The sequence below is a fragment of the Thermoclostridium stercorarium subsp. stercorarium DSM 8532 genome (genome assembly GCF_000331995.1).
Classification (GTDB): domain Bacteria; phylum Bacillota; class Clostridia; order DSM-8532; family DSM-8532; genus Thermoclostridium; species Thermoclostridium stercorarium.
In genome coordinates, this window is sequence record NC_020134.1 from 277,943 (window position 1) to 295,352 (window position 17,410).

Consider the following 17,410-nt stretch of genomic DNA (forward strand, 5'->3'; position numbering starts at 1 on the left):
AATTTAGAATGAGAGAGGGGATATTTATGCATATAGAAAATCTTGTGGAAATGGATATGTTTCCTGAGCCGTTTCCGGTAAGGGTTATATATAACAGGGACAAAAAGTTCACATACCCGTCCCACTGGCATAATGCCATTGAAATCGCCGTTGCGGCGAAAAAGAGCTCGGGTATTGTTATTAATAACCGTCTGTATACGTTAGAGGAAGGCGATATAGTTTATATTTCAGGCGGGGATATTCACGGCTATCCCCTGTCCCCCGGCAGTGAGCGGATATTTATTATTTTCGACCTTAACCAGCTGAATAACGGCAACATATTTCATGAAGAATATCCCTATATATCAAAAACCATTCTGATAAAAAAGGACGTCAACACCGAACTTCACTCACAGGTATACAGGCTGATAGAGGAAATGCTTAAAGAGGCGTCAAATATTGTTTTAGGTTCAAGGTTCTCAATACTTTCAAAAATATACGAAATTTTAGCCGTAATAGTGAAAGGCTCGAACGGAGCGATGGAGCTTAAAAGTGAGGGAAGGAAGGATTTGCTCTACAGAATAGGACAGGTTGTGGAATATATGGAAAATAACTATATGGAGCAGATAACCCTGTCCGACACGGCTGAAAAGTTCGGGTTCAGTGAGCATTATCTTTCACGGCTTTTCAAAAGGGTTTTGGGAGTCCCGTTCCGGCAGTACCTGAATATAATACGTATTAAGCACGCCTCCGAAAGTATTATTCTGAATAAGGAAAGCATTTCGGATATTGCCTTTAACTGCGGATTTAACAGCATTTCAACTTTTAACAGGACTTTCCGTGAGATAAAGGGGTGTACACCGTTACAGTATAGAAAAATGCAATGGAATCATCAAAACGACGGAAAAGGTGGTCAGGATGAAAAACAGCGGTAATATCATTTATCATCAGGGAAAGGTTACAAAGGAAGACAGGTACAGGGTTTTGGGACAAAAAGGGCTTATTGTGTGGTTAACCGGACTTTCAGGTTCGGGAAAATCCACCATTGCCGTTGAGACGGAAAAAATCCTGAACGGCATGGGAAAGGCGGTCTACCGCCTTGACGGCGACAATATAAGGTTTGGACTGAACAGTGATCTTGGATTCTCAGAAAAGGACAGGTTTGAGAACATACGCAGGATTTCGGAAGTATGCGCATTATTCCAGGATGCAGGGCTGATTGTGATTGCTTCTTTTATATCGCCGTTGGCTAAAATGCGGCAGATGGCGAGAGAAAAGGGAAAGGAAAATTTTATTGAGGTTTACGTGAAGGCAGATTTGGAAACCTGCATAAAAAGGGATCCAAAAGGATTGTACTGCAAAGCTCTAAACGGCGAGATTCAGGAATTCACCGGCATTTCGGCGCCGTATGAGGAGCCGGAGAATCCCGATCTGGTGTTGGACACACAGAGTAACTCGCCGGAAGAGTGCGTGAAAATGCTTGTTGATAAAATTCTCGAAATGTCAAAGCTTGAATAGAAAATAGCGGAATGTCTCATGGAAGAAGAAAATTAATCCCCTTTTTTATTATTTCAATATTCATTTCCTTAAGCGTGAAAAGCTCACCATCGGCATTTACATGCACAGGAGAAGAACAGACCATCCTTAACGACATGCATCGTCTGACGCTGACTTCTTTCATTTTAACATGTTTGCCCTTTATAAATCTGGGAAAGAAAAGGAATATTTTCAGTCTGCCAATTCCTTCAATAAGGCAGACGTCAATAAGCCCGTCATCGGGAACGGCTGACGGAACGGCTTTCATGCCGCCACCGTAGTATTTCCCGTTGGCGAAGGCTGACAAAAGAACGCGGGGCATGTATATTTCCTCGTTATCAATGTAGAAAGTTGCGCTGAAATTGTTAAGCCTGATAAGCGACAGAAGAATGCCGCCTATATAGGCAATTTTACCTTTAATCAGAGGAAGGCGCTTCAGGTATCTGGTGTTTGCGACCACATCGGCGTCAAAGCCTGCGGAAGCGATATTCAAAAAATACAGGTCGTTCATTTTGCACAAATCCACCGGCACGGGTCTGGCTTTGATAATCTTTGAAAGTATCGCCAGCGGATCGGTTTCGTCGGTGAAACTCTTTAAAAAATCATTGCCAGTTCCCGACGGTATATTGCCAAGCAAGGCGTCACTTCCGACGACTCCTTGCAAAACCTCGTTCAGCGTCCCGTCTCCGCCGACGGCGTAAACCCTCAGGTTCCTGTATTTTTTTACATATTCCCTTGCTATTTCGGTTGCATGTTTCGGCGCTTTTGTAATTTCCATGTGATAGGAAAGGGAATGCTTTTCCATTATTGACTTTATATCAGGTATAATTTTAACGGTTTTTCCTTTTCCGGCGACCGGATTGACTATAAGTAAATGTTCCATGCGATAATCCTTTGCGTACTTGAATTTTGCGTAATACTTTAATATTATACATACAAAAAACAAGTTTCTCAACAAATTACGACATTACTCGAAATCCGTGCATCACAAACCGATTTTGTTCTCGCGGGCGTAGTAAAAAAGATACTGCTGCGCAATGCCCGAAAGTTCTCCGAAATAATCCCGTGAAAAGGCGCGGATTGTCTTTACATCGGTTTCCTTTTTAAAGTACAGGGTTTCCATTACCCGTTTCACCCACCTGTCAATCGGGAAGGCGTTCCTGTCAAGCCCGCTGTAAAGAAGAATACAGTCGGCAACCTTTTCTCCTATTCCTGTAAAAGACAGAAGTATTTTCCGCGCTTCAGCGGAGGGAATGCTTTTCAGTTCCCCAAGAAGCGAAGGCGATTTCGACACCTTTTCTGCCGCAGACATGATATACCCCAGGCGGTAACCCGGACGGCATATCTTAAGGTCTTCAATGTTTGCACGGGCAAGGGAAAAAGCGTCTGGGAAGGTGTACCTGTTGTCTGCGCCGGAAATTTTCTGCCCGTAATGCTCGCTCAGTGTTTCTATTATTTTTTTTATCCTTGGTATTTGGTTGTTCTGGGATATGATAAATGACAGCATTACCTCCCACAGATCCTGGCGCAGAAGGCGTATCCCGTAGCCGAAGGATACCGCTTCCCTTAAATGTTCATCCTTGCCGGCGAGAATTTTTTTTATTTCTCCGTAATCGGTATTAAGATCAAAATAATCCACCCATTTTTCAATGAATTCCTTTTCGGTCATGTCAAAAAATGTGCATAATTCGCCGTCCCATTTAAGCCTAACGAAACGGCCGAGGGCAACGCCGGACCATGTCCCTTCGTCTTCCTGATTCCAGCGGAAACATTGTCCGCACAGAAAAGTATGGGAGGGATTAAAATCATCTATCCGAACCGTAAGATTATTATTGTCTGTTGAAATAATACGGTACATAAAATTACCCCTGTTCAATGACTGGTCTTTTTATATACGAGTATAACACCGGTAATGGGCTTGTACAATAAATAATCTGTAAGCGGGAATATCTTTTTTCCGAAACAAATGATAAAATAAAACATATAATTTGCAGTTTGCTGCGTAAAAGTCCATACATGCCGGGATTTGTAAACATTATTGAAAGGTGGTATGGTTTTGAAGGAACGTATATATACAATACCGGTAAACGAAGCGTTCGAGGTTGATTCCGAATGTCCGATGTGTATTCTGGAAAAGAGAGTGGAGGATGATGCGATAAGATATACCCTCGGACCTTCGATGATGGAGCCGGATACAAGGATAGAAACAAACAAAAAAGGTTTCTGCAACCGACATTTCGCAAAACTGTACAATACCCAGGAGAACCGGCTTCCGCTGGGGCTTATAATAGACACCCACCTTATGGAGCAGAACGGGATATTGCGGGACATGTACCAGAAGGCGATGCCGGGGATCCAAAAGGAAGCCGGAATCGGGGCTGTGGAAAAACTGGTCCGGGGAATTAAAAAGAAGAAAGATCATACCGACACGTTTATTCACTCGATGATAGATAAACTCAATGAGCTTGAAAAAAGCTGCACGATATGTGAAAAAATAAATTATAACATGGATAAATTTACAGACGTGATTTTATATCTTTATTTTAAAGAACCCGAATTCAGGGAGCGCTTTGAATCAAAGAAGGGTTTCTGCCTGCCGCATTTGAAAATGCTTCTGGAAGGCTCAATGAAATATCTGAACCACAGGCAGCGCAGCGAATTTGTTATGAATCTGATGTCTCTGGAATTAAATCATCTTGACAGAATAAAAGAAGAGGTCAACTGGTTCACCCAGATGTTTGATTATAAGAACAGGGATGCTTCGTGGAAAAATTCAAGGGACGCCGTTCCGCGGAGCATAGAGAAGATTTGCGGGCCATGCGACCTTAAGCGGTAGCCGGGAGGAGTGATAACGTGAAAAAGGAAAGATACGGATTTGAAGATTTGGTTGAAATAATGAAAAAATTAAGAAGCCCTGACGGATGTCCGTGGGACAGGGAACAAACCCATGAATCACTGAAGGAATATTTTATTGAGGAGACCTATGAGGTCCTTGAAGCAATAGATTTAAAGAGCCCCGAAAAACTTTGCGAGGAACTGGGCGACGTTTTGCTTCAGGTGATTTTTCACGCAACGATTGCCGAGGAAAACGGGCAGTTTACAATTTACGACGTGGTCGACGGAATAAGCAGAAAAATGGTTCACAGGCACCAGCATGTATTCGGAAAGGAACATGCCGAAACAGCAGCGGATGTTCTGAATCTGTGGGATAAAATCAAAAAGGAAGAAAAAGGCACGAAAACCCAGACCGATATTCTGAAGAGCGTTCCTGCAAACCTTCCTGCATTAATGAGAAGTTACAAAGTGCAGGAGAAGGCTGCAAAAGTGGGCTTTGACTGGGACAATGCCGAAGATGCCTGGAAGAAGGTTAAAGAAGAGATGGAGGAGTTTCATGAAGCCTGTCGCAGCGGGGATATGGACAAGACCGAAGAGGAATTGGGAGATCTTCTGTTTGCGATAGTCAACGTGTCAAGATTTTTGAAAATTCAGCCCGAGCTGGCCCTTACAAAGACAATAAACAAGTTTATCAAGCGGTTTGAATATATTGAGACAAAAAGTTCTGAAAACGGAAAAAAGCTTACCGACATGACCCTTCAGGAAATGGACGCCTTATGGGATGAGGCAAAAAAACTGGAGGATAAAAGAGGGGATAACGATGAGAATAGATAAATTTCTGAAGCTGAGCCGCGTGATAAAAAGGAGAACGCTGGCTCAGGAAGCCTGCGAACGGCAGAAAGTAATAATAAACGGTAAAATTGCAAAGCCGGGTTCCGAAGTGAAGGTGGGCGACATCGTTGAGATACAGTTTGGCGAAAGTGTGACCCGGTTCCGTGTGAAAAAAATTTCAGAGCATGTCAGAAAAGAAGAAGCTTCCGAAATGATAGAGATTCTCTGATAAAAAGCCCGGTTCAACCCCGGGCTTTTTCATAACTTTTCCGGCTGTCATGTCCGTTCAGCTAATATAAAATAAAATACCTGTCTGCACGGTATTTTATTTTTGTCTGTCCGGACTGGCATACTGTGTATTTCAGTTTCATATAATTTCAATGCATGGACTTGCGAGATGCGGGGAAATAGAACGTTAACGGTGGTGAGCTCAATGGCTGAAGAAAAAAAGTCATTGGAACGGGAACATCAGAATATTATTCTTAAGGACAGGAAAAAACTGCTGATTACTGGTGTACATAATGTTGAAAGCTTCAATGAGGAAAGCATTGTGGTTGATACCCAACTCGGGCTTGTTATTATCCGGGGACTTGATATGCATATAAACAAGCTGGATGTGGAAAGCGCCACGCTGGACGTTGAAGGTGAAATAGGGCTTATTGAGTATCTGGACGGCACCGTACCGCAGCGAAAGGGTGGATTTTTATCAGGTCTTTTTAAGTAGGTTTGGTAAAATATGCTGAGGGAAATAAACGTTTTTCTGAGTGCGTTGATTACAGGCATCACCACCGGCTTTATATATGATCTTTTGAGGATGAAAAGAAAAGCGCTGAAAACCCGTGCCTTCATAGTCGGTGTGGAAGACGTATTGTTCTGGATTTTTACCGCAATACTGGTTTTTATAACAGCATATATAAGTAATCAGGGCGAAATAAGGTTATATTTTTTTATGGCAATGGCTCTCGGCATAAGCTTGTATTTCTGGCTTTTCTCAAGTTTGATTACTCAGTTTACGGTATTTACGGTCAAACTTGTTCTGTGGCCTTTTGCAAAACTGGTTGCTTTGCTGAAACCGCCGGTGAAACGGCTGAAGATGCTTTTTTCAAAGGTTTCGCAAAAGGCCGGCAGAAAAATGAAGGACTGCCGTTTCGTGGTCCGGCGCAGGTTCAGGTCGTTAAGAAATATAGTACGGAAAATTTAAATCAGAATATACTATACCGGAAACATTTGAGTGGCAAAGTATATGACACCGGTCAGCGTTATCGCCGACAGAAGGGTGGCTACCATTACCACCTGGGATGCAAAATCAGGGTGATTTTTGAATTCCACACTGATTAATGCGGTATTGATGGCGGTCGGGCATCCTGAAGATATAATTAAAACCTGTGCCATAATTCCCTTTATACCAAAAAGTAAGACAAGAATAAATGCAAAAACCGGGCCCATGATAAGCCGTGAAAATACCGAAAGATAAACATCAGGATTTTTAAGATGAAACTTGGTCTGGGACAACTGAACGCCCATTGTTAAAAGCGCAACGGCGACAAGCCCGTTCCTGACATAGTTGAATGCCGGCCACAGAGGAAACTGTGTCAGGTCATACGGCAAAAGCTTAAGCAGGAAAGCAGCGATGACAAAATACGGGGCCGGCAGTGTCAAGGCTTTTTTCAAAGCCACTTTCACCCCTCCTGAAGCCTTGCTCGCATTAAATACACCAAGGTTGTTTGTCGACAGGTTTTGCACGATAAGGACAATAACCTGCACAGTAAGGGCAAAGTCCAGGTAAGGGGTTTCACCGTCGACAATGAATGGTTTGCTGGAATATATAAGTGTTATAAGCGGAACACCGAAATTACCCGAATTGTAAAACATTATCGAGTTTACAAAAGCATTCGTCATGCCTACATCAAAGCGGCGTAATTTGCCTATAACCGTTCCGTAAATCCAGTTGATTGCAAGGATAAGAATTACAACTCCCAATGCCTTCAGCATGTCAAGGGGTATTTTTGTTGTGTATATGTTTACGAATACAAATGCTGGCACGAAAAAGTACAGGTTTATTTTGGAAAGAGTGGACACATCAAGATGAAACTTTCTGTCGATTAAAATGCCCATGCATATCAGCGCAAATATCGGAATAATATTGTTTGTTAGAATAAATAAAAAAATCCGCATAATTCCCCCGCCGTCTTTCTAAACCATGATGTAAAAAAACCGAGCTTATAATATTATAATTTATTATTTACGTAATACGCAAGATGAATACACAAATACACCGGTTTCCGCCCATGAGTGTCAGGAAATGCTTTGTTGAACTTTTTCGGTATTATGGTACAATATAACTGTGGTATACCCGCAAAAAGCCTATTAATTTTTACAAAGGAAACAGGGCTGGTAATATGCAAAAGAAAAGAAAAATAAGCATGATTTTACTGGTTTTAATGTCAGCTCTTTTGGTTTATTTTGTGATCACCTTTGTAAAGCAGCAGGAAGAAATGAACATGATTCAGAATGAAATGAAAACCCTTCAGTACAAAATAGAAAAGGAAAAGGAAACACAGGAAGAACTGCTGAAACAGCAGGATATGATTGAGACAGACGAATTCATAGAAAAAATTGCAAGGGAAAAACTGGGAATGGTAAAAGAAGGTGAAAGGATTTACGTTGACATGGATCAATAAAGCAAGCCATGCGGTTAAACGCTGTTTTTTCCGGCCTGTCGGATTTCAAGGTGACGAGTCTGTAGGCCTTTCCTTTCAAAGCGGTGCCTTATAAGGCGGTCTTTTTATGATGTTTGTGAAAAACGGTAATCTGTCAAACGCTGTCTGATACCATTGTTTAGTCCGCATAAATCCATTATAATTGAAAGAGCGTTGAATAATGAATTTTTATGGTGCCGAAAAATGGGTATTATAAGAAATACAAGGCGTTATTATAATTAAATGATGACAGAAAATCCGGAGGAGATAGACATGGAATTAAATGAGTGGCTTAATCACAAGCTTCCCGACATAGCAGATCAGCTGGAAGATTTTAACAAGAAATATTTCATAAACGAGAAAACGATTGGTTTTGCCGGAAAAGAACAGGTGTATCAGGTTTTAAGGAAGCTCCGTTCGGCGCTTTTCCCCGGTGTTTATGAAAAATACCCGATAGACGAGGCCGACGTAAATATTATTATCGGGAACAATATACGGAGTGCGGCGTTGGAATTAAAAAGCCTTATAGAAAGATGCCTTATTAATGAATGCAATGATGAGGAAAAAGAGCACGGAACCTGCAGGAAATGCATGGAAAGAGCCAACCGGATTACAATACATCTTCTTGAACAGCTTCCAAAAATAAGGGAGCTGCTGCATAAGGATATAGAAGCCGCGTACCGGGGTGATCCCGCGGCTAAAAGCAGGGAAGAAATACTTTTAAGCTATCCTTCGATAGAAGCGTTAAGCGTACACAGGATTGCCCATGTCCTTTATAAAGAGGGCGTACCGATAATTCCAAGGATAATGTCGGAGTATGCGCATAAAAGGACAGGGATTGACATACATCCAGGAGCCACCATCGGCGAATATTTTTTCATTGACCATGGCACAGGTGTGGTTATCGGAGAAACATGCGTAATAGGAAACAATGTAAAGATTTATCAGGGCGTAACCCTTGGCGCGAAAAGTTTTCCCGTTGATGAGAAGGGAAATCTGGTTAAGGGGATAAAAAGACATCCCAATATTGAAGACAATGTTGTTATATACGCCGGCGCCACTATACTGGGCGGTGATACGGTAATAGGCCATGATTCAATTATCGGCGGAAATGTATGGCTCACACGTTCGGTTCCTCCGTACAGCAGGGTACATAACGCCCAGCCGTCGCCAATAATCAAAAACGGAAATTATTAATTTTTAAGCAGCATGTTAAGTAAATAAGAGGAGAGGTTTTTATGAAACTGTATAATACGCTGACGAAGAGAAAAGAAGAATTTATTCCGCTGAAACCGGGCGAAGTGAAAATGTACAGCTGTGGCCCCACAGTTTATGATTATTTCCATATAGGCAATGCCCGCCCGTTTATAATATTTGACGTATTGAGGCGTTTTCTTGAATACCGGGGATATAAAGTGATATTTGTCCAGAATTTTACCGATATAGATGACAAAATGATAAGGCGGGCGAATGAGGAAGGAAAAACCGTTGCCGAAATTGCGGAAAAATATATCAGGGAGTACTATGTGGATGCTCACGGGCTGGGGATAAAGGATCCCACTTATGCACCGCGGGCAACCGAAAACATAGACGCGATCATTGACATGATAAAGACACTTGTTGATAAAGGCTACGCTTATGTGGTCGACGGGGATGTTTATTTCAAAACGTCAAAATTCGAGGAGTACGGCAAACTTTCAGGCCACAGGCTGGAAGACTTGGAACTGGGGGCCAGAATTGAGGTGGACGAAAGAAAAGAGAACGCGATGGATTTTGCCCTGTGGAAGGCCCAAAAACCGGGTGAGCCTGCGTGGGACAGTCCGTGGGGGAAGGGCAGACCGGGGTGGCATATTGAGTGTTCGGCAATGGCCAACCGTTATCTCGGTGAAACTATCGATATACACAGCGGCGGTCAGGACCTGATTTTTCCGCACCATGAAAACGAAATAGCGCAAAGCGAAGCATGCAACGGAAAACCTTTTGCAAGGTACTGGCTGCATAACGGATTTATTAACATAAACAATGAAAAGATGTCAAAATCGCGGGGGAATTTCTTCACGGTAAGGGACATTGCAAAACATTACGACTATGAAGTAATCCGTTTCTTTCTGCTTTCGGCACATTACAGAAGCCCGATAAATTTCAGTGATGCCCTGCTGGAGCAGGCTAAGAGCGCTTTGAACAGAATATATGAATGCCGCGACAATCTCAGATTTTTCCTGTCAAAAGCCGAAAAAGACACGTTTGAAGAGGATATTTACGGCAATCTTGACATTTACCGCGATAGATTCATAGAAGCGATGGAAGATGATTTGAACACTGCGGATGCACTGGCGGCGATTTTTGAACTGGTTAGGGAAATAAACACAAGAATTACCGCCAATGCAGGGAAAAAGACCATCTCAAAAGCCCTTGATCTGCTTGACGAACTTACCGGTGTGCTGGGGATAATGAGAAAAGAATATGAGAACGATTTGGACGAGAATATCAGGGCTTTGATTGAAGAACGCCAGAAGGCGCGGGCCGAAAGGAATTTCAAACGGGCTGACGAAATACGCGATCAGCTCAGAAAAATGGGAATTGAGCTTCAGGATACTCCGCAGGGAGTTAAAGTGGTAAGAAAGTAGCTTTGGTAACAAAAAAAAGGTGCTGTGGCTTTAATTCGCCCAGCACCTTTTACATATCACCGGATTTTATATCTCTTCAGCCTTTCGTCAAGATCAAATACGAGCCGTTCAAGATTCTTCGAGGTTTCAAGCAGTTCGTCAAAGGCTTTCATCTGGGAATCGGTAGTGGCCGACATTTCCTCGCTTGCCGCAGCCGTCTCCTGGGATACGGATGAAATATGTTCAATGGCCTGTATAACTTCGTCCTTGTCATCCTGCATTTTGTTCACAGATTCGTTAACGCTTCTAAACTTGCCCACTATGGCATAGATGGCGTCGGCTATGTCTTTGAAAGCCTGCCTTGTTTGCTCAACCGACAGTATTTGTTCTTCCGATGTTTTTCTTAAATCCTCGAGAACCTCAATGGCGACTTTGGTTTCTTCACCGATGCTTTCAACAAGGTTTGCAATTTCAAGGTTTGACTGCCTGCTCTGATCGGCAAGCTTCCTGACTTCATCGGCAACGACCGCAAACCCGAGCCCTGCTTCTCCGGCCCGCGCCGCTTCGATCGCCGCATTCAACGCAAGAAGGTTGGTCTGTTCGGTTATGTTTTCTATGGATTCGGTGAATGAAGTGATTTGCTGGACAATCCTGAGGAATTTTTCGAAAACCGAGAAAATCTTTTCTGTGGCTTCAAAATTCTTTTCGGATTTTTCCTTGAGTGACTGAACGGCTTTTACGCCGGCGGTGTTGACCTGGGTGATTTTATCGGTTTCAACTATTATTTCATTGGAACTGTTATAAACTGAATTTATCTGATCTGCCAGTTTTTCCACTGCAAGAACTCCGTTCTGAGCTTCTTCAGCCTGGCTTGACGCTCCTTTGGCTATTTCGTTGCTGGTCTGGGATATCAGCTGAACTGCTTCGGTGGCGTTTTTTGAAACGGTATTAACAGTATAGGATGCACTTCTGATAGAAAGTGCCAGCTGAAAAAATCCGTCTATCAGGTTCCGGATATCGCTGAGTACCGTGTTTACTGTTGCCGCGACAGGACCGAGAATGCCGTAGTCTTTGGAGGTCAGCATGACTGAAAAATCCCCGTCTTTTACCTTATCCATTTCCGCGGCAAACCTGTCTGCAAGTTTTTTCAATTCAAGTTCAAAGGCCAACCTTACAAAAATGGCTTCAACCAAAGCAAACAGGCCGACTACGATAAATATCAGAATTTCTTTGGTTTTGATGCTGAAAAAAATTCCGATACCAAAACCAATTACCGTGGCAGCTATTATTGCCACCTGGTTCATACCGATTTTATTCTCCCTGCCGTTTTCCATATGTATCCTCCCACAGTTATCATTTCTAATAATATTTTCGGCAGAAGAGTCCTGTAAAATAACAGGGGAAAGTGGCAGAAGGGCAAAAAAGAGTTACGATTTTTCAATGTCTTCAATTGTTATATTTCTTGTATGGACGGTATGGGCCCATTCCTTTTTTCCGGAATCCTTAATTCCCGCGATTGTTACAGGCAGCCATGTAAGGCAGTAAAACGGATATGCGAGAAAGCCAATAAGAATTTTGTAATCCCATTTTTTTTCATGCATGACCACAAGAGGCCCGAATAATATCTGAATTAAAACAATCAGGGACCAGAACCATGCCGGAAAGGAATAACCTACTATGTAGAACGGTAAGGACGGGAACACCGTTTTTGACCACGTTATTAATACCGCCAGCCCGAAGCAGATAAAATGGATTGGCTGGAGGAGGTATATACTGCCGTCCAGAGCAGCCAGGCTTCCTTCGGTAAAGGTTTTTTTTAAAAGCTTCAGCAGATACCTTTTGGCACAGTCGGTATGCCCCTGCATCCATCGCTTCCTCTGTTTCCATGACTGAAAAAATGTCAGGGGTTTTTCATCATAAACCACTGCCTTATTGCAGAATGCCACTTTTTTGTTGTTCATAATAAGTTTCATTGTAAATTCCAGGTCTTCGGTAAGACAGGTGACGCCCCAACCTATTTCCTTAAGGACCGATGTACGGATGCAAAAGCCTGTACCGCACAAGCCGCAGGACAGGCCCAGATTATGCCTTGTCTGCTGGAATATTCTGTTTGAAAGCCAGAAGGCAATGGAATAGGAAAGGGAAATCCAGGAATCAAACGGATTTTTGCTGTCGATATATCCCTGGATTACTTCGTGCCCGGCATTCAGCATTTTGTTCATTTCATTCAGGTAATTGCGGGATACCACGTTATCGGCGTCAAAAACGCAGACGGCGTCATACTGCCTGTTTAACGAAAACAGTCTTGCAAAAGCCCATTCCAGGGCAAAGCCCTTGCCTTTTTCGGTATGGTTTGTGCGCACAAGTACCATTGCCCCGGCTTTTTTTGCCTCATGTTCGGTATTATCCGTGCAATTGTCGCAAATTACGAAAATGTCAAATAATTCTTTTGGGTACTGCTGCCTGTTAAGGCTTTTCACAATGCTTCCTATAACTTTTTCCTCGTTATGGGCCGGAATAACCAAAGCAAACCGGTGATAGCGGAAGTCCCCGTTTTTCCCCGTGTTCTCTTCAGGGAAAGGCAGCCATCCGGCAATTGTTATAACCAGGTAATATGTGCTTAATAAAAACACAATAAGCTGAATAACAAATGAAAAGGAAAACAAAAATAAATGGATGTAGATACCCATATTTCCTCCGTAAGTTTTTTATATGTCTACAGACATATTTTCTACATAAGCATCAAAATTATGATTGGTAAAACAAAGGTAAAAATCGTAAATGGAATAAAGCAAAAATATTAGCCCGACCGACGGAAAGGGCCGAACCGGGTCAATATGAGGGAGAAATTGCCCGATAAAATTTCTGATAAAAGCGTGCGAGAGGTGTAACATGTTAACCAACACGGAAAAATCACCCTATGCAAAAACCTATTCGTTGCCGTGGGATGCGGTTAACTGGACCGGCGGCATATGGGCGGAGGTATTTAAAACATGTGCTGAAAATACAGTACCGCATATAAGGCAAATGTTTGAAGACAGGGATATCAGTCATGTTGTGGAGAACTTCAGGATTGCAGCCCGGGAAATTGACGGAAGTTTCCACGGAACACCTTTTGGTGACGGTGATTTTTACAAATGGATGGAAGCGGCGATTTATGTGGCATGTAAAAACAATGACGGAAAACTGCTGAGGGAAATCGATGAATATATCGATCTGATAAGCCGTGCCCAGCTTGATGACGGGTATATTTCTACAAAACAGATAATAGGGGAGATAAAAGGCGAAAATATAACCCGTCTCGGGGACATTAACAATTTTGAAGTGTATAATTTCGGACATTTGTTTACCACCGCGTGTATTCATAAACGCCTAACCGGACTGGACAATTTACTGAATGTTGCCGTTAAAGCCGCCGAGTATCTGGAAAAAACGTATCAGGAAGCAGCCGGAACGGGAGAGGTCAAAACCGCAGTTTGCCCTTCTCATTATATGGGTCTGGTTGAAATGTACCGCACAACAGGCAATAAACGCTTTCTTGATCTTGCCCGGCTGGCAATAAATTTAAGGGATTCAGTGAAGAACGGCACTGATGACAATCAGGACAGAATACCCCTTAAGAAACATGAAAAAATAGTGGGGCACGCTGTGCGTTCAAATTACCTGTATGCAGGAGTGTCGGATTTATATGCCGAAACCGGAGACAGCGAATACCTTGACGTGCTGCACAGGGTGTGGAAAGACCTTGTTGAACATAAAATATATATCACCGGTGGCTGCGGCGCGCTTTATAACGGAGTGTCCCCGTACGGAAACTTCTGGATTGACCAAAAGGTGCATCAGGCATACGGGCATGAATATCAGCTGCCGAATCTCACGGCCTATAATGAAACCTGTGCGTCGGTTGGCAGTGTATTGTGGGCGTACAGAATGTTTACAGTTGAACCAAAAGCCCATTATTTCGACGTAATTGAAAAAACAATGCTTAATGTGAACCTTGCTGCGATAAGCCTTGACGGCCGGAAGTTTTTCTATGAGAATATGCTGAGAAGGGCCCGAAAACTCCCTTTTGAACTGTGCTGGCCTCTGGAGAGAAAAGAATATATATCCAGTTTCTGCTGCCCTCCGAATCTGGCCAGGCTTCTGGCGGAAACTTCGGAATACGCGTATTGCTTGTCAGACGACACGGTGTGGCTTGGAATGTACGGGGAAAATGAAGCAAGGATCAGGCTCAGAAACGGCGCCTCATTTACCGTGGCCCAGAAAACTCAGTATCCTTTCGACGGAAATATTTGTTTTTCCTTTAGGGATACAAATGGTAAAGGATTCAAACTCAACATACGCATACCCGATTGGGCTGAAAGTGGGCATATATCGGTCAACGGCCGTGTTATTAAGGAAATTTCGGTACAGGATTCTTCAACGTATTACACTTTGAATGTTGAAAAGCCTTCGGAAACAAATGTTACTGTCCGGTTCGACATGCCTGTACGGTTAACCATTGCCCATCCTCTTGTAGAAACCGACATAAACCAGGTTGCGGTTGAAAGAGGGCCTGTTGTGTATTGTATCGAGTCGCATGACACCGAGCTTGAAACCCTTGATGATTTGATGATAGGGATTAACAGTGATTTTACGCCTGTTGAATATGAAATTACGGGCAGGAAGATTATTGCTCTGGAAGGAGAGGCATTAAAGATAAAAAGAGACGGGGATGATTCCGGTAAATTATACCGGACGCTGAAATTCAAAGGCCTGAAACGGATACATATCCGCCTTGTTCCGTATTTTGCATGGGATAACAGGGGATTTGGCGAGATGAAAATATGGTTGCCTGTTGCTTTCTGCTGACCGAAGATAAACGGACTGAAGAGCATTTTAATTTAATTCATTGGAATTATAAATTCAGCCGGTATAATTTTTTCGGAGGGTAATATGGGTAAACCGTATATAAACAATGCGGTAATAGGGAACGGCAGTATGCTCGGATGCGTTTCAGAAACAGGCGAGCTGATAAGGCTGTACTGGCCTGAGATAGATTTCCCGCAGCATATTGAAAAATTACTTACGGGCTTTTTCGACAGAAATGTTCCGAACAGCACGGTTTGGTTCAGTGAAGGGGATTATGAATATTCCCAGGCTTATATCGAAGGTACGAACATTCTTAAGACCGTCGCCAGAATAAAAAGCCTTTCCCTCGAAGTGGTACAGACCGATTTTTGTGTTCCGTGTGATGATGTGCTTGTGCGAAGGTATAGCATTAAAAATATCGGTCGAAACGGAATTCACCTGGGTGTCGGTGTTGCGTCCCGTGTTACGTCCCATACACTCGACATGGGCTGTACACTGTTTGATTTTGGACTGGATGCCCTTGTCCATTACAGACATGACAACTATTGGGCCATTGTTTCGGATGCCGGTGTAAAAGAGTTTCAGATAGGAAATGATCCGTTCCGTGCGGTATGGGAAGGAAGACTTGACGGTACGGACAGCATAGGCATGTCTCCTGACGGTGCATTGTTATGGGATTTGGGTTATGTTGAACCGGGTTGTGAGAGAAATATTACACTGTATATGATCTTTTCCCGTAACATGAATTCGTTGAAGGAGTTGACACGGAAGATTAAATCGGTCGGGTATACCAGTCTTTTCAATACCACAAAGGAATACTGGACAGATTATTTGAGTAAATGCAGAGTTTTGAAAACCGGCAATGGGACTGTGGATCGTATTTACTTAAGATCCCTTCTTCTGTTCAGATTGATGACCGACAGGAATACCGGTGCAATCCTCGCATCACCCGAAATAGATGAAAATTTTACCCGATGCGGAAGGTACGCCTATTGCTGGGTGAGGGACGGGGCATTCATTACAAGCGCGCTGAACGAGGCAGGGCTCTGCAGCCTTTCAGAAAAATTTTATGAATGGTCGGTAAGGGTTCAGGACAAAGAGGGTTTCTGGCATCAGAGGTATCATATAAACGGAAATGTGGCCCCGTCCTGGGGACTGCAGATAGACGAAACCGGTTCAATACTTTTCGGCATGTGGAATCATTTCCTGCATGTAAAAAACGTGAGTTTTCTCGAAAAGGTATGGCCGGCGGTTTTAAAGGCCTGCGAATTTCTTGAAAACTTCATCGACGGTGATACCGGATTGCCTTTGCCCAGCTTTGACATATGGGAAGAACGGATGGGAGAACATACCTATTCCACTGCGGCGGTTATTGCAGGATTCCGGGCGGCGGCAAATATCGCCGAAACCCTCGGTGTATCCAAAAAAACAATTGATCAATGGCGAAGTATTGCTGATAATATAAAAAAAGCCCTTGAAAGAAATTTGGTGGATAACGCAAAGGGCATTTTTCTGAGAAGTATACGCACAAAGCTGAATCCATGGGGAAGCGAGCCGTGTGCCGATACGGTGATTATCACCGTAAATCCGAAAGGATACACGAGGGAAGTGTCAGCATTTGACGGCAAAATGGACATAAGCCTTTTGGGAGCGGCGGTTCCGTTCGGAATTTATGAACCGAGGCACCCGGTGATGCGCAATACCGCCGAAAAGGTGGAAAAACTTCTTTACTGCGAAAAGGCCGGAGGAATCTACCGGTATCAGGAAGACGGTTATGCCGGGGGAAACCCGTGGGTTGTTGCAACTCTGTGGCTGGCAATGTACCACATAAGAGCGGGAAATATCGAAAAGGCGAGAGAGTATTTTCACTGGAGTGTGGAATGCGCAACTCCGCTGGGATTTCTTCCCGAACAGGCCGGGAAAAACGACGGAAAACCGTGCTGGGTTATACCCCTTACATGGTCCCATGCCATGTTTGTGCTTGTGCTGAAGGAACTTGCGGAAAAAGGCGGAATAGGGGACATGCAGAGGGGTTAAATAAATAAAGAATAATAACGAAAAGGTGGTTTTGTA

The 17,410-nt window shown here is 43.3% G+C and carries 17 protein-coding genes; 12 read left to right on the plus strand and 5 right to left on the minus strand.

Annotation, left to right across the window (positions count from 1 at the left end; all coding sequences use genetic code 11):
* Nucleotides 1–26: 26 nt before the first annotated feature.
* The gene (locus CST_RS01170; protein ID WP_015357973.1) at nucleotides 27–914 is read left to right on the plus strand and encodes an AraC family transcriptional regulator; all 888 of its coding nucleotides are present in this window, start codon (nucleotides 27–29) and stop codon (nucleotides 912–914) included.
* The gene (gene cysC, locus CST_RS01175) at nucleotides 898–1,497 is read left to right on the plus strand and encodes an adenylyl-sulfate kinase (protein WP_015357974.1); all 600 of its coding nucleotides are present in this window, start codon (nucleotides 898–900) and stop codon (nucleotides 1,495–1,497) included. The genes CST_RS01170 and cysC overlap by 17 nt, the downstream gene beginning before the upstream one ends.
* Nucleotides 1,498–1,513: 16 nt before the next feature.
* On the opposite strand, the gene CST_RS01180 is transcribed toward cysC, so the two are convergent.
* Together CST_RS01180 and CST_RS01185 are read right to left on the minus strand one after the other, a co-directional pair.
* Nucleotides 1,514–2,398 carry a diacylglycerol/lipid kinase family protein gene (locus tag CST_RS01180; protein ID WP_015357975.1) on the minus strand — a complete coding sequence of 295 codons (885 nt, stop codon included), beginning with the start codon at nucleotides 2,396–2,398 and terminating at the stop codon, nucleotides 1,514–1,516.
* A gap of 102 nt (nucleotides 2,399–2,500) precedes the next feature.
* Nucleotides 2,501–3,373 (minus strand): DNA-3-methyladenine glycosylase family protein, encoded by an 873-nt coding sequence (locus tag CST_RS01185; RefSeq protein WP_015357976.1) that lies wholly within the window; start codon nucleotides 3,371–3,373, stop codon nucleotides 2,501–2,503.
* Between the two features lie 192 nt (nucleotides 3,374–3,565).
* Between CST_RS01185 and CST_RS01190 the strand changes: the two genes are divergently transcribed.
* The 5 genes from CST_RS01190 to yabQ all read left to right on the plus strand — a co-directional run bounded on the left by CST_RS01190 (nucleotide 3,566) and on the right by yabQ (nucleotide 6,382).
* Entirely contained in the window at nucleotides 3,566–4,351 is a 786-nt protein-coding gene (locus CST_RS01190) for a DUF6062 family protein (protein ID WP_323054203.1), read from the plus strand.
* A gap of 17 nt (nucleotides 4,352–4,368) precedes the next feature.
* Complete coding sequence (gene mazG, locus CST_RS01195) at nucleotides 4,369–5,184, plus strand: nucleoside triphosphate pyrophosphohydrolase (RefSeq protein ID WP_015357978.1); 816 nt, start codon at nucleotides 4,369–4,371, stop codon at nucleotides 5,182–5,184.
* Entirely contained in the window at nucleotides 5,171–5,410 is a 240-nt protein-coding gene (locus CST_RS01200; protein WP_015357979.1) for an RNA-binding S4 domain-containing protein, read from the plus strand. Before mazG ends, CST_RS01200 begins: the two co-directional genes overlap by 14 nt.
* Nucleotides 5,411–5,614: 204 nt before the next feature.
* Nucleotides 5,615–5,905, plus strand: coding sequence for a sporulation protein YabP (gene yabP / locus CST_RS01205; RefSeq protein WP_015357980.1), 291 nt, complete (start codon nucleotides 5,615–5,617; stop codon nucleotides 5,903–5,905).
* A 12-nt stretch (nucleotides 5,906–5,917) separates the two neighbouring features.
* Entirely contained in the window at nucleotides 5,918–6,382 is a 465-nt protein-coding gene (yabQ, locus tag CST_RS01210; protein ID WP_015357981.1) for a spore cortex biosynthesis protein YabQ, read from the plus strand.
* A gap of 11 nt (nucleotides 6,383–6,393) precedes the next feature.
* On the opposite strand, the gene CST_RS01215 is transcribed toward yabQ, so the two are convergent.
* A complete protein-coding gene (locus tag CST_RS01215) occupies nucleotides 6,394–7,356 on the minus strand; it encodes an AEC family transporter (RefSeq protein WP_015357982.1) in 963 nt (320 codons plus the stop codon).
* 248 nt (nucleotides 7,357–7,604) lie between these two features.
* On the opposite strand from CST_RS01215, the gene CST_RS01220 reads away from it, so the two are divergent.
* The 3 genes from CST_RS01220 (at nucleotide 7,605) to cysS (ending at nucleotide 10,507) form a co-directional block, all read left to right on the plus strand.
* A complete protein-coding gene (locus CST_RS01220) occupies nucleotides 7,605–7,862 on the plus strand; it encodes an FtsB family cell division protein (protein WP_242823568.1) in 258 nt (85 codons plus the stop codon).
* A 291-nt stretch (nucleotides 7,863–8,153) separates the two neighbouring features.
* Complete coding sequence (epsC, locus tag CST_RS01225; protein ID WP_015484838.1) at nucleotides 8,154–9,077, plus strand: serine O-acetyltransferase EpsC; 924 nt, start codon at nucleotides 8,154–8,156, stop codon at nucleotides 9,075–9,077.
* A 41-nt stretch (nucleotides 9,078–9,118) separates the two neighbouring features.
* On the plus strand, nucleotides 9,119–10,507 hold the full coding sequence (gene cysS / locus CST_RS01230; RefSeq protein WP_015357986.1) for a cysteine--tRNA ligase: 1,389 nt from the start codon (nucleotides 9,119–9,121) through the stop codon (nucleotides 10,505–10,507).
* A gap of 56 nt (nucleotides 10,508–10,563) precedes the next feature.
* On the opposite strand, the gene CST_RS01235 is transcribed toward cysS, so the two are convergent.
* Nucleotides 10,564–11,820, minus strand: a complete 1,257-nt coding sequence (locus tag CST_RS01235; RefSeq protein ID WP_015357987.1) for a methyl-accepting chemotaxis protein — start codon at nucleotides 11,818–11,820, stop codon at nucleotides 10,564–10,566.
* 93 nt (nucleotides 11,821–11,913) lie between these two features.
* Complete coding sequence (locus CST_RS01240; RefSeq protein ID WP_015357988.1) at nucleotides 11,914–13,176, minus strand: glycosyltransferase family 2 protein; 1,263 nt, start codon at nucleotides 13,174–13,176, stop codon at nucleotides 11,914–11,916.
* Nucleotides 13,177–13,378: 202 nt separating this feature from the next.
* On the opposite strand from CST_RS01240, the gene CST_RS01245 reads away from it, so the two are divergent.
* Together CST_RS01245 and CST_RS01250 are read left to right on the plus strand one after the other, a co-directional pair.
* Nucleotides 13,379–15,337 carry a glycoside hydrolase family 127 protein gene (locus CST_RS01245; RefSeq protein WP_015357989.1) on the plus strand — a complete coding sequence of 653 codons (1,959 nt, stop codon included), beginning with the start codon at nucleotides 13,379–13,381 and terminating at the stop codon, nucleotides 15,335–15,337.
* An 84-nt stretch (nucleotides 15,338–15,421) separates the two neighbouring features.
* Nucleotides 15,422–17,374, plus strand: coding sequence for a glycoside hydrolase family 15 protein (locus tag CST_RS01250; protein WP_015357990.1), 1,953 nt, complete (start codon nucleotides 15,422–15,424; stop codon nucleotides 17,372–17,374).
* Nucleotides 17,375–17,410: the final 36 nt, after the last annotated feature.